At 64.3% G+C, this 22,806-nt stretch carries 28 protein-coding genes; 13 read left to right on the top strand and 15 right to left on the bottom strand.

Going from position 1 to position 22,806, the window contains the following annotated elements; all coding sequences use genetic code 11:
- Window positions 1-3: 3 nt before the first annotated feature.
- The 4 genes from DBIPINDM_RS30520 to DBIPINDM_RS30505 form a co-directional block, all read right to left on the bottom strand.
- A complete protein-coding gene (locus DBIPINDM_RS30520; RefSeq protein ID WP_258582685.1) occupies window positions 4-213 on the bottom strand; it encodes a hypothetical protein in 210 nt (69 codons plus the stop codon).
- Window positions 214-284: 71 nt separating this feature from the next.
- A complete protein-coding gene (locus tag DBIPINDM_RS30515) occupies window positions 285-944 on the bottom strand; it encodes a DUF3313 domain-containing protein (protein ID WP_258582684.1) in 660 nt (219 codons plus the stop codon).
- A 2-nt stretch (window positions 945-946) separates the two neighbouring features.
- Window positions 947-1,465, bottom strand: a complete 519-nt coding sequence (locus DBIPINDM_RS30510; protein WP_258582683.1) for a hypothetical protein — start codon at window positions 1,463-1,465, stop codon at window positions 947-949.
- A 64-nt stretch (window positions 1,466-1,529) separates the two neighbouring features.
- Window positions 1,530-2,138 (bottom strand): TetR/AcrR family transcriptional regulator, encoded by a 609-nt coding sequence (locus DBIPINDM_RS30505; protein ID WP_258582682.1) that lies wholly within the window; start codon window positions 2,136-2,138, stop codon window positions 1,530-1,532.
- 274 nt (window positions 2,139-2,412) lie between these two features.
- On the opposite strand from DBIPINDM_RS30505, the gene DBIPINDM_RS30500 reads away from it, so the two are divergent.
- Window positions 2,413-2,862, top strand: a complete 450-nt coding sequence (locus tag DBIPINDM_RS30500) for an ester cyclase (protein WP_258582681.1) — start codon at window positions 2,413-2,415, stop codon at window positions 2,860-2,862.
- 265 nt (window positions 2,863-3,127) lie between these two features.
- Window positions 3,128-4,198, top strand: coding sequence for a phosphatase PAP2 family protein (locus DBIPINDM_RS30495; protein WP_258582680.1), 1,071 nt, complete (start codon window positions 3,128-3,130; stop codon window positions 4,196-4,198).
- Window positions 4,199-4,284: 86 nt separating this feature from the next.
- Here DBIPINDM_RS30495 and DBIPINDM_RS30490 read toward each other — a convergent pair whose 3' ends face one another.
- Together DBIPINDM_RS30490 and DBIPINDM_RS30485 are read right to left on the bottom strand one after the other, a co-directional pair.
- On the bottom strand, window positions 4,285-4,785 hold the full coding sequence (locus tag DBIPINDM_RS30490; protein WP_416361799.1) for a hypothetical protein: 501 nt from the start codon (window positions 4,783-4,785) through the stop codon (window positions 4,285-4,287).
- A gap of 151 nt (window positions 4,786-4,936) precedes the next feature.
- Complete coding sequence (locus tag DBIPINDM_RS30485) at window positions 4,937-5,263, bottom strand: DUF1330 domain-containing protein (protein ID WP_258582678.1); 327 nt, start codon at window positions 5,261-5,263, stop codon at window positions 4,937-4,939.
- Between the two features lie 176 nt (window positions 5,264-5,439).
- Here DBIPINDM_RS30485 and DBIPINDM_RS30480 point away from each other — a divergent pair, with 176 nt between their 5' ends.
- The 5 genes from DBIPINDM_RS30480 to DBIPINDM_RS30460 all read left to right on the top strand — a co-directional run bounded on the left by DBIPINDM_RS30480 (window position 5,440) and on the right by DBIPINDM_RS30460 (window position 9,047).
- Window positions 5,440-6,132, top strand: coding sequence for a winged helix-turn-helix transcriptional regulator (locus DBIPINDM_RS30480; RefSeq protein WP_258582677.1), 693 nt, complete (start codon window positions 5,440-5,442; stop codon window positions 6,130-6,132).
- A 91-nt stretch (window positions 6,133-6,223) separates the two neighbouring features.
- Window positions 6,224-7,351, top strand: coding sequence for a bifunctional DNA-binding transcriptional regulator/O6-methylguanine-DNA methyltransferase Ada (gene ada, locus DBIPINDM_RS30475; RefSeq protein ID WP_258589381.1), 1,128 nt, complete (start codon window positions 6,224-6,226; stop codon window positions 7,349-7,351).
- 13 nt (window positions 7,352-7,364) lie between these two features.
- Complete coding sequence (locus tag DBIPINDM_RS30470; RefSeq protein ID WP_258582676.1) at window positions 7,365-7,583, top strand: hypothetical protein; 219 nt, start codon at window positions 7,365-7,367, stop codon at window positions 7,581-7,583.
- Between the two features lie 178 nt (window positions 7,584-7,761).
- Window positions 7,762-8,307: a methylated-DNA--[protein]-cysteine S-methyltransferase gene (locus DBIPINDM_RS30465; protein ID WP_258582675.1), complete on the top strand. Its 546-nt coding sequence runs from the start codon at window positions 7,762-7,764 to the stop codon at window positions 8,305-8,307.
- Window positions 8,304-9,047: a 2OG-Fe(II) oxygenase gene (locus DBIPINDM_RS30460; RefSeq protein ID WP_258582674.1), complete on the top strand. Its 744-nt coding sequence runs from the start codon at window positions 8,304-8,306 to the stop codon at window positions 9,045-9,047. The genes DBIPINDM_RS30465 and DBIPINDM_RS30460 overlap by 4 nt, the downstream gene beginning before the upstream one ends.
- A gap of 8 nt (window positions 9,048-9,055) precedes the next feature.
- On the opposite strand, the gene DBIPINDM_RS30455 is transcribed toward DBIPINDM_RS30460, so the two are convergent.
- Complete coding sequence (locus tag DBIPINDM_RS30455) at window positions 9,056-9,958, bottom strand: LysR family transcriptional regulator (RefSeq protein WP_258582673.1); 903 nt, start codon at window positions 9,956-9,958, stop codon at window positions 9,056-9,058.
- A gap of 119 nt (window positions 9,959-10,077) precedes the next feature.
- Between DBIPINDM_RS30455 and DBIPINDM_RS30450 the strand changes: the two genes are divergently transcribed.
- Window positions 10,078-10,992, top strand: coding sequence for an alpha/beta fold hydrolase (locus DBIPINDM_RS30450; RefSeq protein WP_258582671.1), 915 nt, complete (start codon window positions 10,078-10,080; stop codon window positions 10,990-10,992).
- Window positions 10,993-11,130: 138 nt separating this feature from the next.
- Here the strand turns inward: DBIPINDM_RS30450 and DBIPINDM_RS30445 are convergent, their stop codons facing one another.
- The 4 genes from DBIPINDM_RS30445 to DBIPINDM_RS30430 all read right to left on the bottom strand — a co-directional run bounded on the left by DBIPINDM_RS30445 (window position 11,131) and on the right by DBIPINDM_RS30430 (window position 14,556).
- Window positions 11,131-11,637: a hypothetical protein gene (locus DBIPINDM_RS30445; protein WP_258582670.1), complete on the bottom strand. Its 507-nt coding sequence runs from the start codon at window positions 11,635-11,637 to the stop codon at window positions 11,131-11,133.
- A 3-nt stretch (window positions 11,638-11,640) separates the two neighbouring features.
- A complete protein-coding gene (locus tag DBIPINDM_RS30440) occupies window positions 11,641-12,573 on the bottom strand; it encodes a sigma-70 family RNA polymerase sigma factor (protein ID WP_258582669.1) in 933 nt (310 codons plus the stop codon).
- Between the two features lie 88 nt (window positions 12,574-12,661).
- Window positions 12,662-13,621 carry an alpha/beta hydrolase gene (locus tag DBIPINDM_RS30435; protein WP_258582668.1) on the bottom strand — a complete coding sequence of 320 codons (960 nt, stop codon included), beginning with the start codon at window positions 13,619-13,621 and terminating at the stop codon, window positions 12,662-12,664.
- A gap of 347 nt (window positions 13,622-13,968) precedes the next feature.
- Window positions 13,969-14,556, bottom strand: coding sequence for a dihydrofolate reductase family protein (locus DBIPINDM_RS30430; protein WP_258582667.1), 588 nt, complete (start codon window positions 14,554-14,556; stop codon window positions 13,969-13,971).
- A gap of 110 nt (window positions 14,557-14,666) precedes the next feature.
- Here DBIPINDM_RS30430 and DBIPINDM_RS30425 point away from each other — a divergent pair, with 110 nt between their 5' ends.
- The gene (locus DBIPINDM_RS30425) at window positions 14,667-15,083 is read left to right on the top strand and encodes a winged helix-turn-helix transcriptional regulator (RefSeq protein WP_258582666.1); all 417 of its coding nucleotides are present in this window, start codon (window positions 14,667-14,669) and stop codon (window positions 15,081-15,083) included.
- Between the two features lie 194 nt (window positions 15,084-15,277).
- On the opposite strand, the gene DBIPINDM_RS30420 is transcribed toward DBIPINDM_RS30425, so the two are convergent.
- Complete coding sequence (locus tag DBIPINDM_RS30420) at window positions 15,278-16,585, bottom strand: IS4 family transposase (RefSeq protein WP_258582665.1); 1,308 nt, start codon at window positions 16,583-16,585, stop codon at window positions 15,278-15,280.
- 360 nt (window positions 16,586-16,945) lie between these two features.
- Here DBIPINDM_RS30420 and dinB point away from each other — a divergent pair, with 360 nt between their 5' ends.
- Window positions 16,946-18,193 (top strand): DNA polymerase IV, encoded by a 1,248-nt coding sequence (gene dinB / locus DBIPINDM_RS30415; protein WP_258582664.1) that lies wholly within the window; start codon window positions 16,946-16,948, stop codon window positions 18,191-18,193.
- A 3-nt stretch (window positions 18,194-18,196) separates the two neighbouring features.
- Here dinB and DBIPINDM_RS30410 read toward each other — a convergent pair whose 3' ends face one another.
- On the bottom strand, window positions 18,197-18,529 hold the full coding sequence (locus DBIPINDM_RS30410; RefSeq protein ID WP_258582663.1) for an excalibur calcium-binding domain-containing protein: 333 nt from the start codon (window positions 18,527-18,529) through the stop codon (window positions 18,197-18,199).
- Window positions 18,530-19,046: 517 nt separating this feature from the next.
- On the opposite strand from DBIPINDM_RS30410, the gene rsgA reads away from it, so the two are divergent.
- Window positions 19,047-20,123: a ribosome small subunit-dependent GTPase A gene (gene rsgA, locus DBIPINDM_RS30405; protein ID WP_416361798.1), complete on the top strand. Its 1,077-nt coding sequence runs from the start codon at window positions 19,047-19,049 to the stop codon at window positions 20,121-20,123.
- 122 nt (window positions 20,124-20,245) lie between these two features.
- On the opposite strand, the gene DBIPINDM_RS30400 is transcribed toward rsgA, so the two are convergent.
- Entirely contained in the window at window positions 20,246-20,776 is a 531-nt protein-coding gene (locus tag DBIPINDM_RS30400; protein ID WP_258582662.1) for a sterol desaturase family protein, read from the bottom strand.
- A 187-nt stretch (window positions 20,777-20,963) separates the two neighbouring features.
- Between DBIPINDM_RS30400 and DBIPINDM_RS30395 the strand changes: the two genes are divergently transcribed.
- Complete coding sequence (locus DBIPINDM_RS30395) at window positions 20,964-21,434, top strand: NUDIX domain-containing protein (protein ID WP_258582661.1); 471 nt, start codon at window positions 20,964-20,966, stop codon at window positions 21,432-21,434.
- A gap of 23 nt (window positions 21,435-21,457) precedes the next feature.
- Here the strand turns inward: DBIPINDM_RS30395 and DBIPINDM_RS30390 are convergent, their stop codons facing one another.
- On the bottom strand, window positions 21,458-22,192 hold the full coding sequence (locus DBIPINDM_RS30390) for a substrate-binding domain-containing protein (protein WP_258582660.1): 735 nt from the start codon (window positions 22,190-22,192) through the stop codon (window positions 21,458-21,460).
- Here DBIPINDM_RS30390 and DBIPINDM_RS30385 point away from each other — a divergent pair.
- Window positions 22,110-22,772 (top strand): ABC transporter ATP-binding protein, encoded by a 663-nt coding sequence (locus DBIPINDM_RS30385; RefSeq protein WP_318036955.1) that lies wholly within the window; start codon window positions 22,110-22,112, stop codon window positions 22,770-22,772. The two genes, DBIPINDM_RS30390 and DBIPINDM_RS30385, sit on opposite strands and share 83 nt — an antisense overlap.
- Window positions 22,773-22,806 lie beyond the last annotated feature (34 nt).

Below are 22,806 nucleotides of genomic sequence, written 5' to 3'. Positions count from 1 at the left end.
CGGTCACTGCGACCACATCGCCCCCGCCGAGGATTTGGCCGGCTGCTCTGGCTTGGCGAAGGGGCTGCTTCGTTCGCAGCCGAGCAGCGCCAGTGCGGCCACTAGGATGAGGGTACGGAAAATCACACGATGCATTGGATGTCCTTCGATGAGGCTCAAGGCCGTCAGCCAGAGCTGCCAGATGAAGAACCAGGCAATTGAAATGGCCTCCATGGCTAGGCTCTCCTGTTGATTTGGATCCTCGGCAAATCGCCGTTGAAAAGGGCTTTCAGCCCTGGAGGCCGTTACTTCAGCTGCGCGACAAGCGCATCCGCTCCCTTGTCGACACCGGCCTGCGCGGCAGCCAGCGGTTGCATGCTGGCCTTGATGTTGACCGGGCTCGGATATTGCTTGGTGACGAAGGCCTTCAGCAGGCGATTGGTCCCGGCGTCGAAGATCTCGACGGCGTAGAGGACGGAGCCGGTCAGCGACCCTTCGCGGTCGCGCGCGGTCTGCACGGTGTTGTAGACACCGCCGGCGATGTCGAAGCGTGAAAGCGTGCCGAGGACCGGCGTGTTGGCCTTGGCGCCGGTCAGCGTCAGCCGCACGCGCAACGTGTTCGGCCCCGGCTTGCCGGTGAGCGTGAAGCGGCTCTTCAGCCTTTCGGTGAAGCGGTCCTGCATATAGCTGGCGATCGCGGCCCGGTCGCCGGCCGGCATCTTGCCGAACTGCCCGTCGGCGCCGCGATAGATCACGACGGGATCGACGATGACGCTGCTGTACTGTTTCCAGTCGACCGCGGTCGAATAGCTGTAAGGGACCCGTCCGGTTGCGTCGCGCGGATTGGGAGCAAGTTCAGCCGACGACGACAATCCCGAATAGGCGATCGGGTCGGCGCTGACGCAGCCCTGGACAGCCATGCTAAGCCCGGCGATGGCCAGGAAATTCCTGATAGTCTTGTGCATTTTCAATGTCCTGTTGCGAGCAAAAGCGTGATGACGGTGACGGGGCAAAGGCTCGCCGGTACGCACAGCATCACGCGGGCGGTGCCGAACCACGCATGCCGGCGCGACGACCTGTGCGCCGCATGGATGAAGAGCTTCGAGATGAGGTGCAGCAGCGGCAGCAAGGCGAGGATCGCCGCCAGCACCAGCAGCGCCTGTGGCCGATAGTCCGACAGCGCGGAGCCAGGGACCGCTGCGTGGACGCGGTCGAACAGTCGCATGGCCAGCAGGGCCGTCATCAGGTCGACGAGGCATAGGGCAAGGCCGGTGGCCACCAACGGCGAAAAACGGAATGCCAAGCGCCACCGTGCGGTCAGCGGTCGAGGATCCCCAAGCCGGTGCCGGATCTCGCGATCGACAGATGTCGGCAGGGCCGTGACAGGTCTGTGTGTTGCAAACGGTCCGCCGGAAGCCTTCAGCCTGGCCAGTTGGCCGCTGTTTGCGGGCCATCCCGCACCGCTCTTCGTCCCCGGCTCAAACATGCCTGCACCCCTCGCTCTTGCGTTGGGTGTCCGTATAGCAGCCAAAAATGGATTTGCAAACCGTCTAGTCGGTTTTTTTATTTACCACCTGACTTGAAGCGGAAGGCCCCTTTGCGGCGGCAGGCCACCGGGCGTTGTCGAGGAGGCGGTCGAACAGGCGCTCCAGATCCTCTTCCGACAGCGAGCAGATGCCCATCATTGTCGACAGGGCAAGGCCCTTGGCCGCGAACAGGCGAAGCGTCGCCAGATCGGGGTCCGCCGCCTCGGCTCGAATGGCCTCGACCTTCCCGGCGTCCGTCTCGCGCAGGCCGGAAAGCAGTGCCGGGTTTTCCGCCAGGGCGCCGAGCAGGCCGAAGGCCACCGAATGCGGTTCGGAGACGGCCTTGCGCTGCACCGCGATCTGCGCCGCGAGTTGCGGCTCGTTGCCGTCAGCGCCGGCCGAGGCCAGATAGTCCCTGGAAAAATTCTCGAAGAACTCGACCTGGTTCTCCAGCAGCGTCTTCAGCACCGCTTCCTTGGTGCGGAACTGGTGCATCACGCCCCCCTTCGAGAGGCCGCCCTCGCGGGCGATGGCGTCCAGCGTCAACCGGCCCGGCCCATCGCGCGCGATGATGGCGAGCGCCGCCTGGATAATGGCGTTTCGGGAGCGTTCGGAACGGGAGACATTGTCCATGATGATGTCCTGCTGCAATTGCGGCGGTGGGCAGCGACATGGCCTCCGCGCCCCACGAGATAGACCTGAACTGGGGCAAAAACAATCCGCCCGGTCTGTTTATCGCGGTTGGGCTGGAGCACCGGCACCTTCCCCGTCTTGAATTGGCCGGCAAGAACCGGAGTTTTGCGCGCCGCCAATCGTCCTAGTGCTGGCCCAGGTCATCGGCGACGCTGGTGATCCCAGGTCATCGGCGGCGCCGATGACCCCTGCCAAACACAAAAGGATGCTCCCAATGACCAAGCAAGAAGACAACAAGGCCGTCGTCGTCAGATGGTTCACCGACTTCTGGGGTGAAACCTGCGATCTGTCGGTGGTCGACGACATCGCAGCACCCGACATGCTGCTCAGATATTCCTTGCACGAACCACGCCGGGGCCGCGACGACATCAAGGCCTTCATGACCGATTTCCGCGCCGCCTTCCGGGATCTCAACTTCTGGGCCACCGCCGATCTCATCGCCGAGGGCGACTATGTCGTCGGCCAATGGGAGGGCGGCGGCACGCATACCGGCCCGGCCTTCGGCGATTTCCTCGTCGGCTCGCTGCCCGCCGCCACCGGCCGCGCCATGCGCTTCACCGGCACTACCGTGCTGAAGGTGATCGACGGCAGGATCGTCGAGGAGATCGGCCTCGACGATGGCGTCGCCGCGCTGACCCAGCTCGGCCTGATAAAGACCGCCTGATTTACAGGGCCATCGCCGACCAGGCGATGGCCCGCTTCGACTGCGGCCGAAGCTCGGCAACCTTTTCGGGAGGTTCGGAAGCGACTCCGCTGTCATCGATACTTATGCATTTGACATCGTCGTCAACGAATCCTTGATGGAAAAGGAAGAATTATAAACGTCTAATATTTAAAACCTTTCTCCTTTTCAAAGTGTAACTGAATAGTAATACTTAATAAGCGAAATACCCTTAATAAGGCTTTGGGCAGCTGGCGGGATTTCCTCGATGAGTGCGCACACCGGGCAGCGGGACGGCAAACGTCGCGCGCTTGCCGTTTTTGATCTGGACATCGCTGCGACCAGGAGCGGCTGGCTGCTGACCGCCTTGTGCCTGGCCTATGCCCTGGCCGCGCTTTGCCTGCAGCCGGGCCGCTATCTGCACCTGGCGCAATCCTACGCCCACCCGTTCGTCTTCTTCCTGCCCGTGCATCTTGCCGCCGGCCTCAGCCTGGTGGCGCTGACATTTGCCAGGCATAGCCCGACGCGGTTCATGCTCGATATGCTCAGGCAGCGCTGGCTGGTCGCCGCACCGGTGATCCTCCTGTTCTTTCTCGGCATCACCGCCTTCACCGCCTTCAAGATCGCCATCCCCGACATCGTGCCATTCTATGCCGACGGCATGCTGGCAGAGCTTGATTTTAGGCTGCATGGCGCCGATCCCTGGACATGGGCGCACAGCGTCACTCCCGAACCCATCTCGGCGGTCATTTTCATCGGCTACGGATATGGCTGGCACGTGCAATGGTTCGGCACTTTGCTGTTCGTCGCCTTCTGGAACAACCCGGCAGGGCGTTTGCGTTATCTCTGGGCGCTCGCGCTGACCACGATCCTGTGCGGCACCGTTCTGGCCTTGGCGCTGTCGTCCACCGGCCCGATATTCCACGACCAGTTCTACGGCGGCGACCGGTTTGCCGCATTGCAGACCGCCCTGGCGCAGAACGGCTACGCCGCGCCGGTCCATACCTATGCCAACTATCTGCTCACAGCCCACGCAAGCGGCCGCCCCGAACTGGGCGGCGGCATCTCCGCCATGCCAAGCATGCATGTCGCCTTCGTTACGCTCAACGCGTTCTTCCTGAGCGGGTTCGGGCGCCGCTGGGCCGTCGCCAGCTGGTCCTTTGCAGCACTCATCCTGTTCGGCTCGGTCTACACCGGCTGGCACTATGCCGTGGACGGCTACCTTTCGATCCTTGTCGTGTCCGTGCTCTGGTACCTGACCGGGCGTTTCGTTCTGCCGCAGGAGAGCCAGGACACCGCCGGGATCGGACTGCCGCTGCCCGAACCGGCGTCGCAATGACTGGACCTGGCTGAGGCCGGGCCAACCGAGCCCCCATTGCTTTTTGGGAGAGGCCAGGCGGCATTGGCGCCGCTTGGCCTTGCCGGCTACTGGCTCGGCGCCATCGCGTGTTCGCATGACACTTTCGGGTTCATATCGGCGAAAGTGCCGGTCGGGTTGCCCTTCCAGGCCCAGACATGCAGCTCGTAGAATTCACCCAGGCCATAGCGGTTAGGCGCGCTGTTGAAGTTGAACAGCTGTCCGTCCAGCGACGCCGGGCCCTTCGAGGTGATGTATTCGACCGCCACCAGCTTAAGCCGGCCGTCGGCCATCGGCTCGTACATCACGGCCTCGGGACGGGCGATGTCGATCTTGTCGTCCTTCAGATACTGGCCGTTGACGTAGTGGATGCCCATGGCGCCACCGGTGATGCCGCTGGCGCAGGGAATGGGCGCATAGCCCTCGGCTGTCGCCGCCTTGACGTCGAGAAACCGGCTGTTGGCGGCCCGTACCTTGTCGGCCAGTGGATTGGGACCGGACGCAGCTTCAGCTGCTTCCTGATGCGCCTGCGCGAAGGAGGCGCAGACGGCCAGCATGGCCCCCGCCATGACGAGCCTGTTGCGAAGGTTTGATTTCATATCCATTCCATTCTTCTTGAAAAGGCACGGCTGGCCGGCCGCCGAAAATACGGAGGCCCGGCAGGCAAGCGCTGTGGTTGCTTGGAGATCCCGAAATCGATGTGACGACTGCCGGGGAGGATCATCCCTTCGGCAGATACGGGATCGTTCCGGCCAGATCGGTGTCGTCGATCAGCTGGAAGCGGCTGTCGCTGCCGCCCTGACGCGCCGAAACGAAAGGCGCATAGGCCGGATCATTGGTGAAGGCGCGCGCCGCCGCTTCCGACGGGAACGCCATCAGGGCGATCAGCGTGGTATCGAGCGGCTTGCCTTCAAGCGTCTTCACATTGCCGCTGCGCGACAGATATTTGCCGCCATGCTTATGGACGATGTCGTGCACAGAGGCGGCGTAGGTCGGCACCCATTTCGGGTCGTTCACCTTGATGTCCGCGATTACGTAAACAGTCATGGTCGTCTCCTGGTTGCGGCGCACAGGGGTATCCCGTGCAACCGGTCAAAAGGCTCACATGGCAGGACCCTCGCCAACCAGTCCGCGATCTGTACTGGGGTGGTACAGTTTCCGTACTGGCTGCTTCATTCATGAAGGCCTAATATTCGGCCAGCTTCGAGGGAGGAACACCAATCATGACCCAGCACGGATACAAGCAGTTCTGCCCGCTATCGATGGCCGCCGAGGTGCTGTGCACTCGTTGGACGATGGTGCTGATGCGCGAATTGGTAGCGGGCTCGACCCGCTTCAACGACCTGCGCCGCGGCGTGCCAAAGATGTCGCCAACCCTTCTGTCGCAACGGCTGAAGGAGCTCGAGCTGGCGGGGATTGTCGAGCGCAAGGAGGTCCAGGGCGAGAAGGGGATTTTCGACTATCGGCTGACCGAGGCCGGCCGCGACTTGCGCCCGGTCGTCGAGGCGATGGGGTTCTGGGGACAGAAATGGGTCGAGTCCCGGCTGTCGCTCAAGAACCTCGATCCGTCGCTGCTGATGTGGGACATGCGGCGCAATCTGAACCCCTCGCCGCTCCCCGAGGGCCGCACGGTGATACAATTTCTGTATCAGGATCTGCCGGCGTCCAAACGCTCGTGGTGGCTGATCGTCGAAAAGCACGGCGAGGTCGATTTGTGCTGGTACGATCCGGGCTTCGATGTAGACCTTTACGTCTCGACCGACCTGCACACGATGACGGCGATCTGGATGGGATTGCTCACGGTGGAGAAGGCCGGCGCGAAGGTTTCCCTGACCGGCGACCAGGCGATCGGCAAGAAGATGCAGACCTGGCTTGGGCTCAGCCCGTTTGCGGTGGAGCCCAAGCGGGCGGCGTAGGAGAACCGCCGCCTCTCGCATTGACTTGCGCCATCCTGACGTTGGCAGGAAACGGGTGGCGCGGCCGGCTTTCGGCGGCTTCAATGCGCCCATGTTCATCACCCTGGCCAAGGACCTGAAATCCACGCCGCTGCCGGTCACCGACGATCCGCGCTGGGCACGCATCATCGCGCGCGACAAATCGGCGGACGGGCAATTCTGGTATTCGGTGGCGACGACCGGCGTCTATTGCCGCCCTTCCTGCCCGTCGCGGCGCGCCAACCCCGGGAATGTGCAACTGCACAACACGCTGGCTCAGGCGAAGGCGACCGGCTTCCGCGCCTGCCGGCGCTGCAACCCCGATGGCCCCTCGCTGGAGGCTGGCAACGCGGCGATGGTCGCCGATGCCTGCCGCAGGATCGAGCAGAGCGAGGAAGAGCCGTCGCTCGCCGAGCTGGCGCACGCCGCCGGCCGCAGCACCGGCTATTTCCACCGCGTCTTCAAGGCGATCACCGGGCTGACGCCGAAGGACTATGCCGCCGCACACCGCGCCGCCCGGGTCCGCCAGGGTCTCGAAGACGGCGCCAGCGTGACCACGGCGATCTATGATGCCGGCTTCAATTCGAGCGGGCGTTTCTACGAGAAATCCACCGGCATGCTCGGCATGACGCCGACGCGCTACCGCGCCGGAGGCGCCAACGAAGACATACGCTTCGCCGTCGGTGAATCCTCGCTCGGCACCATACTGGTCGCGTCGAGCCGGAAGGGCGTCGCCTCGATCCTGCTCGGCGACGATCCGGATGCACTGGTGCGCGACCTGCAGGACCGTTTCCCCAAGGCACGACTGATCGGCGGCGACCACGACTACGAAGCGCTGGTCGCCCGCGTCGTCGGCTTTGTCGAGGCGCCACAGCTCGGTCTCGACCTGCCGCTCGACGTGCGCGGCACCGCGTTCCAGCAGCGCGTCTGGCAGGCTCTGCGGGACATCCCGGTCGGCAGCACGGTTTCCTACGCCGGGATCGCCGAGCGCATCGGCGCGCCGAAGGCAACCCGCGCCATCGCTGGCGCCTGCGCCGCCAACGCCCATGCGGTGGCCATTCCCTGCCACCGCGTGATCAGGAAGGACGGCGCCCTGTCCGGCTATGCCTGGGGCGCCGAGCGCAAACGCGCGCTGCTCGACCGTGAGGCTGGCGGGTCGACGAAGGCCGCCGACAGGGCCTACCAGTCTTCGCGGGCCTGACGAGGGACCGGCGATGCGCACGATGGCAAGGTCTTCCACCGCCGGTGCGAACAGCCAGGCCGCCAACGGTGCAGCCATTGACGCGAAGTCGCAGGTCCTGGCCGCCATCGGCGAACTGGTCGATGATGGCAAGGCCGAGTGGAGCCGCACTGCGAGTGGCGAGGTTGAGCTGCGGCTGTTGTCAGGCGAGGTTTTCCTGCTGGGCGAGGTGTCCGTCACGCGTGTCGCATGAATAAACTCAGCGCTCTACGGCGCCCCCCTCTGTCCGGCAGGACAGAGGGGGGCGCCGTAGGGTGCTTACCTTGGCGTCGTTCACCCTCGTACGCGACGATTTGAATTTGAAAGCAAGCATCGGAGTGAGGGACGGAAGACACATGGCTAGGGTTCAGTCACAACAAGGAGTGAAGGCAATGAACCTCATGCAAACTCAAATGACCGCGTCGACGGCGCACGACGCCACCATCACCTACGCCACTGGCCAATCCGCGATCGGCACCATCCTGGCGGCACGCAGCCCCGTCGGCGTCTGCGCCATCCTGATCGGCGCCGACACCGATGCGTTGGAGCGGGACCTCGCCAACCGCTTCCCCGGCAGGATGCTGGTCGAAGATGGAGCCGCCTTGCGCGGCGATCTCGCCGCAATCGCGCGCTTCATTGAAACGCCCGGCGCCGGCCTCGACCTGCCGCTCGACATGCGCCACGGCACGCCGTTCCAGCAAAGGGTGTGGGAGGTGCTGCGCGCCATCCCCTGTGGCGCCACCATCACCTACACCGCGCTTGCCCGGCGGCTTGGCCAACCGAACGGCGCCCGCGCCGTAGCAACCGCCTGTGCGGCCAACGCGATCGCGCTCGGCATTCCCTGCCACCGCGTGGTCCGCGCCGACGGCACGCTGTCGGGCTACCGCTGGGGCATCGAACGCAAGCGCGCCTTGCTGAACAAGGAGGCGGCGATATGAACGCCCATGCCAGGGTTGCCGCATCGGTGGTGGAAGCCGCCGAGACACGCATCTCCGCCTACGATTGGCCGGCGCTGACCACCGAACTCGACGGTTTCGGCTGTGCGGTGATGCAAAAGCTGCTCTCGCCAGAGGAGTGCCGGCAGATCGCCGGCCTCTACCCCCAGGAGCAGCATTTCCGCAGTCACATCCACATGGCCAGACATGGTTTCGGCAAGGGCGAATACCGCTATTTCCGCTATCCCTTGCCGGATCTGCTCGGCGGCCTGCGCAGCGCGCTCTATCCCAGGCTGGCCGAGGTCGCCAACCGGTGGAACGAGCGCATGGGGATCGCCTTGCGCTACCCCGGCACGCATGCCGCGTTTCTCGACCAGTGCCACGCCGCCGGCCAGGTCAGGCCGACGCCGCTGCTGCTGCAATATGTCCCCGGCGACTTCAACTGCCTGCACCAGGACCTTTATGGCGACCTCGCCTTTCCGCTGCAGGTGGCGGTCCTGCTCTCCGAACCGGGCGAGGATTTCAGCGGCGGCGAGTTCGCGCTGACCGAGCAGCGGCCGCGCATGCAGAGCCGGGTCGAAGTGGTGCCGCTGCGCCAGGGAGATGCGGTGGCCTTCGCCGTCCACAACCGGCCGGTGCAGGGAACCAAGGGCAACTACCGCGTCAACCTGCGCCACGGCGTCAGCCGCCTGCGCTCAGGCATGCGCCACACCGTCGGCATCATTTTTCACGATGCCAAGTGAGCGCCGGCTCACGCCTCCCAATAGGGCGGATCGCCAAAGGCATCGCGTAACCATGCGGTGAGCGCGCGCAGTTTGGCGGATCCGCGCCTGTCCTCGGGACAGGCGATATAGAGGGTTGCCCCTTCAGGCTCGGCCCCGACATCGACGACCGTCAATCGCTTGTCGGCGATCTCGGTCCGGATGAAATAGGCGGGGAGCAGCGCCAGGCCGAGGCCGGCAAGTGCTGCGTCGCGCATCAAAATCCCATTGTTGACGCGCAGCGCGGTTTCCGGGCGGATCGTCACCAGCCGCCGCGAAATCTTGAACCGCCAGTCGGCGGCGCCCCGGATGGAATAGATGATGCCCTTATGGCGTTTCAGGTCGTCGGTGGTCGCGGGCCATCCGAATCGCTCGATATAGTCCGGTGAGGCCACCAGGAAGCGACGACTGGAAGCCAGCTTCTTGACGATGACAGGTCCGTCATCGACGACCGGCCCGTGACGCACAATGGCATCGTAGCCATCGGCCACCAAGCTGACGAAACGATCGTCGAGATCAAGCGTCAGTTCGATCCCAGGGTGCCTGGCCAGGAAGCCATACAGCGCCGGACCGAGATGGAGGATGCCGAAACTGGTCGGCGCCGATATTCTGAGCGGTCCAGCGAGTTCGCCGCGATGTTCGGCGATTTCGGCGCTGGCATCGGCCACTTCCTGCATGATGCGCTTGGCGCGCTCGTAAAAACCCCGCCCCGCTTCGGTGATGGAGAGTTTGCGGGTGGTGCGGTCCAGCAGCCTTGTGCCGAGGCTGCGCTCAAGCTCCGACAGCCGCTCGCTGATGACGGACTTGGACAGGCTCATGCGCCTGGCCGCTTCGGTGATCGAACCGGATTCCGCGACGGCGACAAACGCGGCGGCGGATTCAAGCTTTAGCATTGTTCGGCTTTCCCGAATTCACAATCAGGCAACCGACGCCTAACGAAATCAAGGACATGGTGCCATAGTTGAAAGGACCGCGATACCGCGGCGACAGAATAAAAGCGGGGTAATGCTTCATGTTTCGTCCTTTGGTCATCGTGCTTGGTCTGCTGTCACTCGTCGCTCCGGCCTCCGCGCGCGTGATCCCGTTTCCGACCGGCTTCAAGACGCAATCGATCGAGACCAACGGCACCAGGCTTTATGTGCGCGTCGGTGGACAAGGGCCCGCGGTCGTGCTGCTGCACGGTTTCGGCGACACCGGCGACATGTGGGCGCCGGCCGCGATAAAGCTGATGAAGGATCACACGGTGATCGTGCCGGACCTGCGCGGCATGGGCCTTTCGGCGCATCCGGACAGCGGCTACACCAAGAAGAACCAGGCGGTCGACATCGCCGGCGTGATGGACGCGCTGAAGATCGACAAGGCCGACCTGGTGACGCACGACATCGGCAACATGGTCGGCTATGCGCTGGCCGCGCAATATCCCAAGCGCATCACGAAGTGGGTCGTCATCGACGCACCGCTGCCGGGCATAGGTGACTGGGACAAGATCAAGCAAAGCCCGCTGCTCTGGCACTTCAACTTCCGCGGCCCCGACATGGAGCGGCTGGTCGCGGGCCGCGAGCGCATCTACCTCGACCGCTTCTACAACGAACTGTCGGCCGACCCGAAGAAGATCGACGAGGCGACGCGCGTCCACTACGCAAAACTCTATGCGCGCCCGCACGCCATGCATGACGCCTTCGAACAGTTCAAGGCATTCGACCAGGACGCCATCGACAACCAGTCGATGCTTTCCGCCGGCGGCAAACTGGCCATGCCGGTGCTGGCAGCCGGCGCGGAGAAATCGGCAGGCACGACACAGGCCGACATCCTGCGCTTCGTCGCGGCAGACGTGACCGGCGCCATCGTGCCCTCATCCGGCCACTGGATCATGGAAGAAAACCCGGATGCCACGGTCAAGCTCATCACCGATTTCCTCTCCAGGTAACAACCGCCCGACGCGGCCACGTCGGGCTTGCTGAAACCGATCTTGTGAATCTGCGCTCAAGCATGCGCCACACCGTCGGCATCATTTTTCACGATGCGAAGTGAGGTGCGAACAGAAATACCCGCCGTCCTCGGCGGGTCATTTCGCCGGAGCGCAATTGCCGACATCCCGCGCATTGAGCTTGCCGGCCTTCAAATCCGCAAGCTGGGGTATGGAGTCGTCATGTCCCCCGGTATGACTTTCGTAGACCTTGCGGTCCAGTGAGACTTGCGCACCTGCGGAGGTAAACCCGATCATCTTGGTGCTACCCACATAGGCCAGCCCCACGTGCATTTTGCAGAAGAACTTCGTCTGGCCATCGGAAACGAACCAGCCCAGATTACCCGAGGCGCCACGCGCCAGTTTTCCGGTCTTGTAGCCCTTGCTTTGCAGATTGGAGTAAGATTCAGCGTTGGACGGGAAAGCCGACGTCAGAAGAAACAATGCCGCTGAAGCAGCGCCCAGCCAATACGGCAATGCCTTGATGGCCATGCGCACCCCCCAATCCAGTTCGCATCTATACCTGCAGATGATCTCCGGATACGGCCAGTTTGCGCCGTTGTTGTCAAACCCCCCGTAGATGTTTCCGAAGATCTTCGACGCCAAGGTTCATTCCGCGTCATCGGAAACCATGTCCAGGATCCACGGACACGCATAATAATCGGCGATGCGGTCGATGACGCCGCGCTCGGCATGGATGCGTACCAGATAGGCCGGCCGCCAGACCTCGTCTCTCCGCCTGTCGACGACCAGCACGGCCTCCCCTTCGACCACACCTGGTCGCATGCGCCAGGGCTCGCCGCGCTCATACTCGACGAAATAGGGCGAGCCGGAGAGCAGGCCGTTGTAGCAGTCCGAAACCCGCAGCCGCGCATCGGCGCTGGTCAGCGCCCGCACCCCGTCCCAATCCCTGGCATTGAAGAGTTCGACATAGCGGCCGAGCAGCCGCTCCAGGTCAGGGTCGTGTACGGGTGCCGCGACCGCCTGCGCCGGCAGGGCGGCGAGTTTGGCGCGGCCGCGATTGAGCGCCGATTTGACACCGCCCGATGTCGAACCGACCAGGTCGGCGATCTCGTCGAGCGAATGGTCGAAGACATCCTTGAGCAGCACACAGGCACGCTCCTTCGGCGGCAGGTGCACCACCAGCCGCTCGATGGCGCGGCCGGCGCCAGGGCCGGCGGGCTCGACGGGCAGCACGATCTCATCGCTGGCATAGCCGGCTTCGGCCTTGAGCCGCGTGCGGCGGGTGCGGATGAAGTCGATGCACCTGTTATGGGCGATGCGGAACAGCCATGGCCGCAGCGCCTGTGCATCGTCGAGCAGCCCGATCTTGCGATAGGCCTCGAACAGCGCCTCCTGCATGATGTCCTCGCCGTCGAGAGCCGAGCCGGTCATGCGCGCGCAATAGCGGTGCAGACGGACGCGCAGATGCGAGACCGTCTCCAGGAACGCCCGGTAGCGCAGGTCGAACAAGCCTTCGGGGTCGACGCGCGGCTGCAAGCCTTGCCTCGCTTCGGGGGATTTGCGGATCTGCTGGTTCATCGCGGCACATCGCTCGGCGTCACCGCAGCATCGCGCAAGCGCGACACATCCACAAGCACGAAGCGCGATCCGATCAGCCGGCGCATGGTCACGCCGCCTTGCCGCCAATGACATTACCACTTGAAACCTTCTCGCTGACGGCATCCGGCAGGCCAAGCTTCGGCCGCACCCAGGTGGCGAAGCGGCCGATCGCGTCGTCGGCTTCCGGCGCCCGGCCGGCCATCATCTGGAACGAGTGCAGCATGCCGTCGAAGACATCGAGGCGCGTCTCGACACCAGCCTGCCGCGCGCGCTCGGCGAACATGCGGCTTTCGTCGACCAGCGTCTCGTCGCCGCCGGCCTGCAGGAAGACGGGCGGAAAGCCGGAGAGGTCGGCGTAGAGCGCGCTGACCTCCGGATCGAGCCGGTCGCGGTCGCCGATGAAATTGGTCACCAGCCAGTCGACGGACTGCCTGGCGAAGGCTGGATCCTTCTCGCGGTTGGTCTCGTAGCTGGCGCCGGTCAGCGCCATGTCGAACCAGCCGGAGATGATCAGCGTGGCGGCCGGCAGCGGCCGGCCCTGGGCACGCAGCCGCTGCAGCACGCCATAGGTCAGCACCGCGCCGCAGGAATCGCCGGCAATCGCGATCCGCCCGGTGTCGAAGTCCTGGTCGACGAGCCAGTTCCAGGCTGATATCGCCGCCTCGAGCTGGGCCGGATGCTTGGCCTGATGCGCCAGCGGATAGTGATAGAGCAAGGCCCGGCAGCCGACGGCCTTGGCCAGATGGCCGACCAGCTTGCGGTGGGTGTAGATCGAGCCGCCGAGGAAGCCGCCGCCATGCGCGTAAAACAGCGCCCGCTCCTCGTCGGCGCCCTTCGGCACGACCCATAGCGCCGGCACGCCGCCGGCATCGACCTCGATGAAGTCGACGCCGCCGGGTTCGCCGGTCAGCGCCGTCCAGCTGGTGTCATTGAAATCGATCATCGCCTGCGGACTGTTGAACTTGCCGGCATTGGCGACGATCGCCGCATAGTGGTTCCTGTTTGCCTCGCTCTCGATGCTCGCCATGATGGTCTCCCAGGGTTGCGGATCGCGGACACGCGACCTCTAGGAACCAGAGACGAACGGGCGCGCAAAAAGGATACGTGGCTGCCCGGTTTTTTACGCGTCTTGCCCGTCCAAAGGCCAAGGCCGGCGGGACAGCACCCCCCTCTGTCCTGCCGGACATCTCCCCCGCAAGGGGGGAGATTACGCGCTCAACCGTTTTCGCAAATCACCACCGTTTCAGGAGCAAGCGGAGCGTCGAAGCTGCCGATCTCCCCCCTTGCGGGGGAGATGGCCGGCAGGCCAGAGGGGGGTGTAAAGGATCACCAGCCTTCGCTATTGGCTGACAGGCGCAAGGCAGCGGACAGCCCTCACCCCGCCGGGGCGTAGCGGTTGACCACCATGCCGCAGGCATAGGCCTTGGCGCCGAGCAGCCGAAGGTTATGAAAACCGCCCTGGTCGAAGATGCGGCGCCCCGCCCCCAGCACCGCCGGGTTGATGAACAACTGGAATTCGTCAACCAGACCGGCCGCGATCAGCGACGAGGCGAAGCCGGCGCCGCCGAAGACGGCCATGTCGCTGCCCTTGCCCGCCTTCAGCGCGTTGACTTCGCGCGGCAGGTCGCCGCTCACAACGGTCGTGCGCTCCCAGCGCGAGGTTTTCAGCCTGTCGCTCAGCACCATCTTCTGGGCCTCCACGATGCGCTGGGCGAAGGCGTAGAATGGATCGGCCGGATATTTCTTCGCCGCATTGCCCCAATGGGTGAGATAGCCCTCCTCCGCCATCTTGCGGCTGAGCAGGATGGTATCGATGCCGGCGAAGACAGTGTTGAAATCCTGTTTCAACTCGTCGTCCCAGATGATGTCGTCGCCCCATTCCCACAGCTGCCAGCGATGGTCTTCATAGGCGCCGACGAAACCGTCGACCGACATCTGCATCTGCAGGATGAGCTTTTTCATCGTCGTCTCCCTGTCTGTCAGGCTCAAAAGGTTATTGGTTTACTTTTGGAACCATTGACGCAAGGCAAAAATGATGTCAATAGTAAAGTGATTTAAAAATGGAACCATAGATGTCGACGCGTGAAAAATCCGGCTGCCCCATCAACCTGGCGCTGGAACTGCTCGGTGACCGCTGGACGCTGCTCATCATCCGCGACTTGGTCTTCGCCGGGAAAAAGCATTTTCGCGAATTCCTGCAGTCCGACGAAGGCATCTCGTCGCGCACGCTGGCCGAGCGGCTGCAGACACTGCAGGACGAAGGCATCCTCACCCGCAGCGACGACCCGAGCCATGGGCTGAAGGCGATCTACCGGCTGACCGAGGCCGGCATCGACCTTTTGCCGGTGCTGACCACGCTCGGCGCCTGGGGCAGCAAACACCGCAAGGCCGATGATCATCTGGCCCGCATCGCCGACGAACTGGCGGCCGGCGGCGCGCCGGCGCTGGAGCGGATGAAAGCGGCGCTGCGGGCCGAGCACGTTGTTTAAGAGGACGGCGGTTGTTGAGGTTCGACCGAAGGGGCACCGCCCGTCCCGCAACGTTAGCGCCGCCCCTCATTGCCCTGCCGGGCATTTCTCCCCGTAAACGGGGCGAAAGAGGCTGATCTCAGCGCCGCCGCTTCACTTGCAACGTTGGCGATTGGCGAAACCAGCGACGCGAGCGTCCTTCTCCCCGTTTACGGCTACGGAATGCACACATCTCTGAGTTCCCAGCCTTTTGCGATGGCACGGAAGTATTCGAGGCCGTGTCGGAAGGTGATGGGACCAGGTGGTTTGGAGGAGGGATAGCCATTCCAGCCGCCAAGGCGGGCAATGATCCAGGCGGCCCATGCGAGACTGTGCCTTGGGTGCGGGTTGTTTTGCAAGGCGGTGCGACCTTGATAGCTGGCATCGAGGCTGTCGAGCACGGCGATGTCGGAAGTGCTGAAGGCATTGGCGGCGTGTTCGCCACCAATGCCTTCGCGGGCCTGGACGAGTTGCAGGATAACCGCCGCAGCCTTGGTGGCGATGGCGGCGAGCTTGATCAAGACCTCGGCGCTGGCGAGTTGGCTGTCCTCGAGGCGCAGGCCGTGCGTCTTCATCAGACGGAACAACTGCTCGATGGTCCAGCGCCGCCTGTACCAGTCGACGATCTGCCAGGCGGCGGCGACGTCGCTGATCTCATGGGTGGTGAGCAGACGCCAGTGCACTGGCTCGGCCGCGGCTGGAGGACCAAGTTCGACGACTTCGACAAGGTTCAGCGTCACGGTCTTCGGCAAATCCCTGGCGCCGGGATTGTCGGGACAGCACACCTCGACCTTGCTGAAGCGCAGGCTCACCTGGGTGCTGCGTGCCGCCCGCTTGTGCGTGGCCAACAACTCAAGCCTGCGCGCGGCCACGAACGGCAGCGCTGCCGTCACGCTCGACAAAGTACCGCCGCCCGCTACGGCACGATCGTGCATCACACGCGTCAAAAGGTGGACATTGCCGCCGGGCAGTGTCGCCCATTCGGCATAGATGTCGCTCTCGCGGTCGGCCACGATCGTAACAGTGGCGGCTTTGGCCAGCACGCTTCTGGCCTGAAGGGCCGTGTCGATCCAGCGGCGCGATTCCTTGTCCTTGAGCGAGCGCTTGGCGTGCGGTGTCTCGACCCGGCCCTTGCGCGTGTAGACGCTGCCGGCCACCAGCCCCAGACAACCGCCGCTCACCGCATCGATGGCCACCATCGCATGCACCAGCACGCCGCGCCCACCACCTTTGCCGATCTCACCCAGGCCGCGTCGCCGCTCGGGCGTGGTGGCAAAGGTGATCTCGCTGGTGTCCTGGATCGCCAACACATGCCGCTCGGCGGCCGCAGACACCGTCTGTTCGCTCCAGCCTTGGATCAACCGCTCGATCGTCACCTTGTCATTGGCCAGCAGGCGATGGAACCCGACCTCCTGCGCCCGCCGGCCCTCGCCAAGCCGGCGCAGGCAGATATCTTGGCGCGCAACCATGCGGTCGAGCAGCATCGCCCCCTTTTGTCGAGGCGCAAATCCCCGAAACGGCCCAGCGACGGTTGCTCAACAAGCATGCGACACCTCGAATCAAGCAAAGTGCCTGACACAGAATCACGCCGAAAGCCGAGACCGCCAGCCCTCCTCAAGCCGAGAGTCAATCCGCCGCACCCCACTCCTAGATGTGTGCATTCCGTAGCCGTTTACGGGGAGAAGATGGCGGCAGCCAGATGAGGGGCAGCGCTACCGTCACAGGATACAGCACGTCACGGAAGACAGTTGCCCACCGGGTGCATCCGCGGCCCCGCTTGACAATAATCACCTTTTGTTCTCTATTCGTTCTTGTCTATCAGCAACTGCGGATGAGCGGTCGGGATGGAAACGACAGCCACCATCCTGCATGCCGATCTCGACGCGTTCTACGCCTCGGTCGAGCAGCTGCTCGACCCGTCGCTGCGCGGCAAGCCGATCGCGGTGGGCGGCGGCGTGGTGTTGGCCGCCTCCTATGAAGCGCGCGCCTTCGGCGTGCGCGGCGGCATGCCGGGGCGCAAAGCGCGTGAGCTTTGCCCGCAGCTGATCTTCGTCGGCGGCAATTTCAGCCACTACCAGCGGCTGGGCGATGCGGCGATAAAAGTGCTCGACGATTTCACGCCGGTGGTCGAGCGCATTTCCATCGACGAGGCCTTCGCCGATGTCGCCGGCTGCACGCATCTGTTCGGGCAGCCGCAAGAGATCGCCACGGCGATCCGCCGCCGCGTGCGAGCCGAACTCGGCCTGCCGATCTCGATCGGCGTCGCCCGCACCAAGCACCTGGCCAAGATCGCCTCGCAGGTCGCCAAGCCCGACGGGCTGGTGGTGGTCGATCCCGGCACCGAGCTTGCCTTCCTGCACGATCTGCCGGTCGGGCTGATGTGGGGCGTCGGCCCGGCGACCAGGGCAAGGCTGGCCGAGATCGGCGTCGAGACCATCGGCCAACTGGCGAGGACCCATAGCGGCGCGCTGACCAGGCTGCTCGGCCCCGCCGCCGGCGAAAAACTCGCCGCCCTGTCCTGGAACCGCGACCCGAGGAAACTGGAGACCAAGCGCCGCGCGCACTCGGCCGGTGCGCAATCAGCACTTGGCCAGAAGCCCGCCGTGGCGCAAGTGATCGTGCCGACGCTGCTGCATCTGGCCGACCGGGTCGCCAGCCGGCTGCGCGCCAAGGCGCGGCCAGGCCGCACCGTGACGGTGCGCGTGCGCTTTGCCGATCTCAGCGCCGTCACGCGCTCGATCACGCTGGACCAGCCGATCTCGGCGACCACCATGCTGGCCGAAATCGCCGGCGACCTGGTGCGCGGCGTGCTTGCCGACCATCCCGGGGAGAAAACCATCTCGCTGCTGGCGATCTCGGTCTCGCATCTCTGGGAAAGTGCCGAGCTGCAGCTCGACCTGCCGCTCGGCCTCGCCGACGAGAAGCGCCGCCCCGGCTCCAGCCAAGGCCTCGCCCGCTTCGGCGCCGACCGCGCCATCGACAAGATCCGCGAGCGCTTCGGCAAGCAGGCCGTAGGGTACGGCACCGTGGCACTGGAGGCCGCCCGCTCGGTGCCTGACGAATTCAGGGAGCTGGCGGAAAAGGAATTGTAAGAACTACCTGCCAGTGCGCCAGTAACGATGCACTTTGACGCCGCTGGCGCTTTCCCCATGCCAAGGCTCGCAGGCGATACCGTCCTTGTCCGCATCATGCGTCGGCCAATAGCCGGGTTGCCCCTTGCGCGCGGGGGCAAGCCCGACGGCGCGGGCGGCCGCACAGTTCGGGAATGCAGCAAAATGCCTGAGGGCGGAGAGTGGCGAGTCGATCTGGATGCCGACAAAGCCATAAGCAATGTAGCCAGACAACAAGATGAACGGCGCAAAAAGAGCCATCCATTTCAGCCCGCCATGGCGACGAGGCGTATGCCAATGCAAAAATGGCAGAAGCATTCCCGGTACGCCCCCGGTTCCATTACCCCAGCGGAATCTATCTTGAGCCGGCTGTCGTGGCAATGAGATCGGGCTTGCACCAGTTTCCCGACGGATTCAGGAAATTGGCGGAAAAGGAGCTGTGAGCGTGGGAGGCGTCAGCCCCCTCGCCCTACGGCTTCCGGATCAACGCCCGGACGTGGCAGGCGCGGCGGTCACGGCGGACAGCAGCTCGCGCTTCACCAGCACCGGCTTCAGATATGTCTTCTTCACGGCAAAGTCCCCCAGCCCAAGCGGCTGGCGGCAGTAACATCCGGCAAGCGCGGCTTGTCAAGAAAATGCGGACTCCGGCCTGGCGAGCGGCTTCTTGTCTTGAGGCTCGCCCGGTGACTATCGAGACAATCGACGTCGCTGACGGGTGAGCCCGGCCCTCTCGCCGTGAAATGCTTGCCAAATCCCGCCATGCCGCCCATACAACAGCGTGGGCGGACCGCCCCCCAAAGGGGCGTTGTCCGCGCCACACCTCTTCTTGCCAGAGATACTGTCCGATGTCAGCGACGCCGCACCCTTGGTCGAAGCCGTGACGGCCTCCTCCCCCGTTCCGTCACCATCGCTCGCCAGCCTCGGATGGTCGGATTTTTTCGGCGATCAGCTTGAACAGGCTGAGGCAGGCCTGATCCCGACCCGCATTGCCATGGTGCATCGTGACCGCCTGAGCGGCCTGTCCCAGACGGGACAAATCGACCTGACGCTGGCGCCGCAAGCCAACACTGGCGACTACGCCGTCGGCGACTGGGTGCTGGTCGAGCCGCATAGTCACCTCTTGCGCCGTCGCCTGACCCGCAAGACGGTTCTGGAACGCCGCACCCAGGGCGGCCGGGTGCCACAGCTGGCCGCGGCCAATGTCGACACGCTGTTCATCGTCACCTCCTGCAATGCCGATTTCAACATCGCGCGGCTCGAGCGCTATCTGGCGCTGGCCAACGAGGCCGGAACGACACCCGTGATCCTGCTGACCAAGGCCGACACGGCTGAAGACGCCGAAGCGTACCAAAACCAAGCCGCCGCACTGCAGCGCGGATTGGCCGTGGTGACGCTGAACCCGCGCACAGCGGATGCCGCGGCAGCACTCGCCGCCTGGTGCGGCACGGGGCAGACGGTGGCGCTGATCGGTTCCTCCGGTGTCGGCAAATCGACACTGGTCAACACGCTGGCCGGATCGGCGCGGCAATCGCCGCAGCAGACCGGAGCCATTCGCGAACACGACGCCAAGGGACGCCACACCACCACGGCGCGGTCGCTGCATGCCATTGCCGGTGGTGGCTGGGTGATCGACACGCCGGGCATGCGCACGCTGCAGGTCAGCGACGTCGGCTACGGCATCGACACGCTGTTTGCCGAGATCACCGAGCTGGCACCGCTGTGCAAGTTCCGCGACTGCACGCATGTGCACGAACCGGGCTGCGCGGTGCAGGCTGCCATCAAGGCCGGCACGCTTGATCCGGAACGCCTGGCCCGCTGGCGCAAACTGACCGACGAAAACCAGCACAACACGCCGGTGCAGAGCGGGCCTCGCGGCTCCAAGTCACCTGCCGGTCGCGGCAAGCGGCGCTGAATGACTGCCCTACTGCCCTACTGCCCTACTGCCCTACTGCCCTACTGCCCTACTGCCCTACTGCCCTACTGCCCTACTGCCCTACTGCCCTACTGCCCTACTGCCCTACTGCCCTACTGCCCTCAAAGCCGCGCCGTGCCGAAAACCCGGTCCCACAATAGCGACGTCACGCCGAAATTGGCGTTGTCGTCGATATGGTGGTGCACCGCATGGCGGCGCTTCAGCGTGTAGAGGTAGCTGGGATGGGCGGGATGCCAGTGGTGGATCATGTGGTGGACACTGACATACCAGAGATAGCCCAGCATCAGCCCGCAACTGACCGCGCTGGCGGTCGCGAAATCCGAAATCAGCCAAACGGGCAGTGCGATCAGCGCATGCACGCCGAGACTGAGCCAGGTCGGCGTGCCCACCGGGCTGCGCTCCTCGACATGATGACGGTCGTGCAGGTCCCTGATGTAGGGAACGTGATGAAGGACGAAGCGGTGCAGGACGTATTCGATCAACGTCCACAGGCCGAGACAGATCAGCACCGTGCCGATCCATTCCGGCGCACTCTCTTCCCCGGCCTCGATCAGCCCGGCCACCCCCAAGAGGGCGATCACCAGCGGATAGACCACGAAATCGCTGTAGTAGCCGATCAGACCCAGTTGCATTCCGGACGCCCCACCTGATTTTTCGACGCCGCCCCAGAAACGATACTATCAGATTGCCGAACTCGCGGGTGAGGTGCAATGCAGATGCATCTGACATAGCGTCGCAATTTCCCGGTGCAAGATCGGCATCCATGATCGACACAGAATCGGCCGACCTCGCACCAGCGCCGCAAACGGACATGCAAAAATGGCAAAACGCAGTGCGGGCCTGCTGATTTATCGTCGAAGCGACGACGAACTCAGAGTGCTTCTGGTTCATCCCGGCGGCCCGTTCTGGGCGAAGAAGGACGATGGCGCCTGGTCGATCACGAAAGGCCTCGTCGACGAGGGCGAGGACGAACTGGCGGCCGCACGGCGCGAGACCGGGGAAGAGCTCGGCGTCACGGTCGATGGTCCCTTCGCGCGCCTCGGTGATTACAAGCAGCCGGGCGGCAAGATCGTTATCGCATGGTCCGTCGAGGCACGGACCGAGATCGACGCCGCCGCCGTCAAGAGCAACAGCTTCACCATGGAATGGCCGCCGCGGTCGGGATCGATGAAGGAGTTTCCGGAGATCGACAGGGCCGGCTGGTTCAGCTTGGCCGAGGCCGAGGTCAAGATCCTTGTCGGGCAGCGGCCTATTCTGGCTGACTTGGTAGAGCAATTGGGGGCTGGATAGCCGCCAGCCATGTCCCTGCCCCGTCACGTCGTCTCGCGCAGGATCACTGTCGGTTCCATCAACACCATCCGGCGCGGCTGCGTTGGGTCGTCGAGGAAATCGATCAGCGCACCGATCGCCAGGGAACCGGCTTCGGAAATGCGCCGTTCGATCGTCGACAGCGGCCGCACCAGCAGCGGCGCGATGTAGATGTTGTCGAAGCCCATCACCGCGCAGTCTTCGGGAACGCTCAGGCCGCGTTCGCGCAGCGCGACGGTCGCCCCCATCGCCAGCATGTCGCTCATGCAGCACATGGCCGAGAAGTGTGCGCGGTCGAGCAGCGTGCGGGTGGCCACCAGTCCAAACCGATGATTGAACGCGCCGCATTCGATCAGATCGGGATCGACCGGCAGCCCGGCCTCGCGATGCGCCCGCTCGAATCCCGCCCGCCTGATTTTGGTGTTCGAGGCGGCGGGATTGCCGCTGACAAAGGCGATGCGTGTGTGTCCCGCCTCGATCAGATGGCGCGCCGACAGGAAGGCGCCCTGCTCGTAATCCGTATCGATGCGCGCGGCGAGACAGTCGAGATCGGGAATTTCCCGGTCCATCGAGATCACCGGGATCCTGAGCCGCTCCAGGAGGTCAGCGTCCGGAATAAGGTCGCTCGCGGCGAGCACGATGCCATCGACGCCATGACTGGCGAGGAAGGTCAGATGCGCTGCCTCTTTCTCAGGATGCGGCAAGAGCACGCTGTTCAACGTCGTATCGGGCCTGCTCAAGGCAACGTCCGGCAAGATCGTGCTCGACGGCCAGGATGTCTCCAACCGGCCGGGCCAGGTCGGCTACATGCTGCAGAAGGATTTGATGCTGCCCTGGCGCACCGTGCTCGGCAACATCACGCTGGCCGCGTCGCTGACACGCGGCGCCACCGCAAGGGACCGCGAAGAGGCAGCCGAGCTCGCCAGCCGCTACGGCCTCGGCGATTTCCTCAACCACTATCCGCATGCGCTGTCCGGCGGCATGCGCCAGCGCGTCGCCATGATGCGCACCATCGCCGCCGGCCGGCAGGTGATGCTGCTCGACGAGCCGTTCGGCGCGCTCGACGCGCAGACGCGGCTTGGCATGCAGCAATGGCTGCTGCAGCTCTGGCGCGACCTCAAGCGCACCATCCTGTTCGTCACCCATGATGTCGACGAGGCGATCTATCTCGCCGACCGCATCGTGGTGATGACGCCCCGCCCCGGCCGCATCGCCGAAATCCTAACCGTCGACCTGCCCCGGCCCCGGCCGCTGGAAGTGCTGACGACCGACACCTTCGTCGGCCTGAAGCGGCAGATCATGCAGCATCTCTACCACTGACCAATCGGGCACTGACCGATTGGTCATCGACCAA

The sequence above is a fragment of the Mesorhizobium sp. AR02 genome, from assembly GCF_024746835.1.
In the GTDB taxonomy this organism is placed as follows: Bacteria; Pseudomonadota; Alphaproteobacteria; order Rhizobiales; family Rhizobiaceae; genus Mesorhizobium.
This window is presented reverse-complemented; position numbering and strand designations above follow the sequence as displayed.

What these genes read in the sequence shown, in the direction of transcription:
- DBIPINDM_RS30460 (WP_258582674.1), top strand. Translation starts at nt 8,304, where the DNA reads ATGAACGCCCATGCCAGGGTTGCCGCATCGGTGGTGGAAGCCGCCGAG.
- DBIPINDM_RS30465 (WP_258582675.1), top strand. Translation starts at nt 7,762, where the DNA reads ATGAACCTCATGCAAACTCAAATGACCGCGTCGACGGCGCACGACGCC.
- DBIPINDM_RS30420 (WP_258582665.1), bottom strand. Translation starts at nt 16,585, where the DNA reads ATGCTGCTCGACCGCATGGTTGCGCGCCAAGATATCTGCCTGCGCCGG.
- DBIPINDM_RS30400 (WP_258582662.1), bottom strand. Translation starts at nt 20,776, where the DNA reads ATGCAACTGGGTCTGATCGGCTACTACAGCGATTTCGTGGTCTATCCG.
- DBIPINDM_RS30500 (WP_258582681.1), top strand. Translation starts at nt 2,413, where the DNA reads ATGACCAAGCAAGAAGACAACAAGGCCGTCGTCGTCAGATGGTTCACC.
- DBIPINDM_RS30495 (WP_258582680.1), top strand. Translation starts at nt 3,128, where the DNA reads ATGAGTGCGCACACCGGGCAGCGGGACGGCAAACGTCGCGCGCTTGCC.
- ada (WP_258589381.1), top strand. Translation starts at nt 6,224, where the DNA reads ATGTTCATCACCCTGGCCAAGGACCTGAAATCCACGCCGCTGCCGGTC.
- DBIPINDM_RS30515 (WP_258582684.1), bottom strand. Translation starts at nt 944, where the DNA reads ATGCACAAGACTATCAGGAATTTCCTGGCCATCGCCGGGCTTAGCATG.
- DBIPINDM_RS30455 (WP_258582673.1), bottom strand. Translation starts at nt 9,958, where the DNA reads ATGCTAAAGCTTGAATCCGCCGCCGCGTTTGTCGCCGTCGCGGAATCC.
- DBIPINDM_RS30505 (WP_258582682.1), bottom strand. Translation starts at nt 2,138, where the DNA reads ATGGACAATGTCTCCCGTTCCGAACGCTCCCGAAACGCCATTATCCAG.
- DBIPINDM_RS30425 (WP_258582666.1), top strand. Translation starts at nt 14,667, where the DNA reads ATGTCGACGCGTGAAAAATCCGGCTGCCCCATCAACCTGGCGCTGGAA.
- DBIPINDM_RS30520 (WP_258582685.1), bottom strand. Translation starts at nt 213, where the DNA reads ATGGAGGCCATTTCAATTGCCTGGTTCTTCATCTGGCAGCTCTGGCTG.
- DBIPINDM_RS30410 (WP_258582663.1), bottom strand. Translation starts at nt 18,529, where the DNA reads ATGCTTCTGCCATTTTTGCATTGGCATACGCCTCGTCGCCATGGCGGG.
- DBIPINDM_RS30450 (WP_258582671.1), top strand. Translation starts at nt 10,078, where the DNA reads ATGTTTCGTCCTTTGGTCATCGTGCTTGGTCTGCTGTCACTCGTCGCT.
- DBIPINDM_RS30510 (WP_258582683.1), bottom strand. Translation starts at nt 1,465, where the DNA reads ATGTTTGAGCCGGGGACGAAGAGCGGTGCGGGATGGCCCGCAAACAGC.
- DBIPINDM_RS30435 (WP_258582668.1), bottom strand. Translation starts at nt 13,621, where the DNA reads ATGGCGAGCATCGAGAGCGAGGCAAACAGGAACCACTATGCGGCGATC.
- DBIPINDM_RS30480 (WP_258582677.1), top strand. Translation starts at nt 5,440, where the DNA reads ATGACCCAGCACGGATACAAGCAGTTCTGCCCGCTATCGATGGCCGCC.
- DBIPINDM_RS30470 (WP_258582676.1), top strand. Translation starts at nt 7,365, where the DNA reads ATGCGCACGATGGCAAGGTCTTCCACCGCCGGTGCGAACAGCCAGGCC.
- DBIPINDM_RS30395 (WP_258582661.1), top strand. Translation starts at nt 20,964, where the DNA reads ATGGCAAAACGCAGTGCGGGCCTGCTGATTTATCGTCGAAGCGACGAC.
- DBIPINDM_RS30485 (WP_258582678.1), bottom strand. Translation starts at nt 5,263, where the DNA reads ATGACTGTTTACGTAATCGCGGACATCAAGGTGAACGACCCGAAATGG.
- dinB (WP_258582664.1), top strand. Translation starts at nt 16,946, where the DNA reads ATGGAAACGACAGCCACCATCCTGCATGCCGATCTCGACGCGTTCTAC.
- DBIPINDM_RS30430 (WP_258582667.1), bottom strand. Translation starts at nt 14,556, where the DNA reads ATGAAAAAGCTCATCCTGCAGATGCAGATGTCGGTCGACGGTTTCGTC.
- DBIPINDM_RS30490 (WP_416361799.1), bottom strand. Translation starts at nt 4,785, where the DNA reads ATGGCGGGGGCCATGCTGGCCGTCTGCGCCTCCTTCGCGCAGGCGCAT.
- DBIPINDM_RS30440 (WP_258582669.1), bottom strand. Translation starts at nt 12,573, where the DNA reads ATGAACCAGCAGATCCGCAAATCCCCCGAAGCGAGGCAAGGCTTGCAG.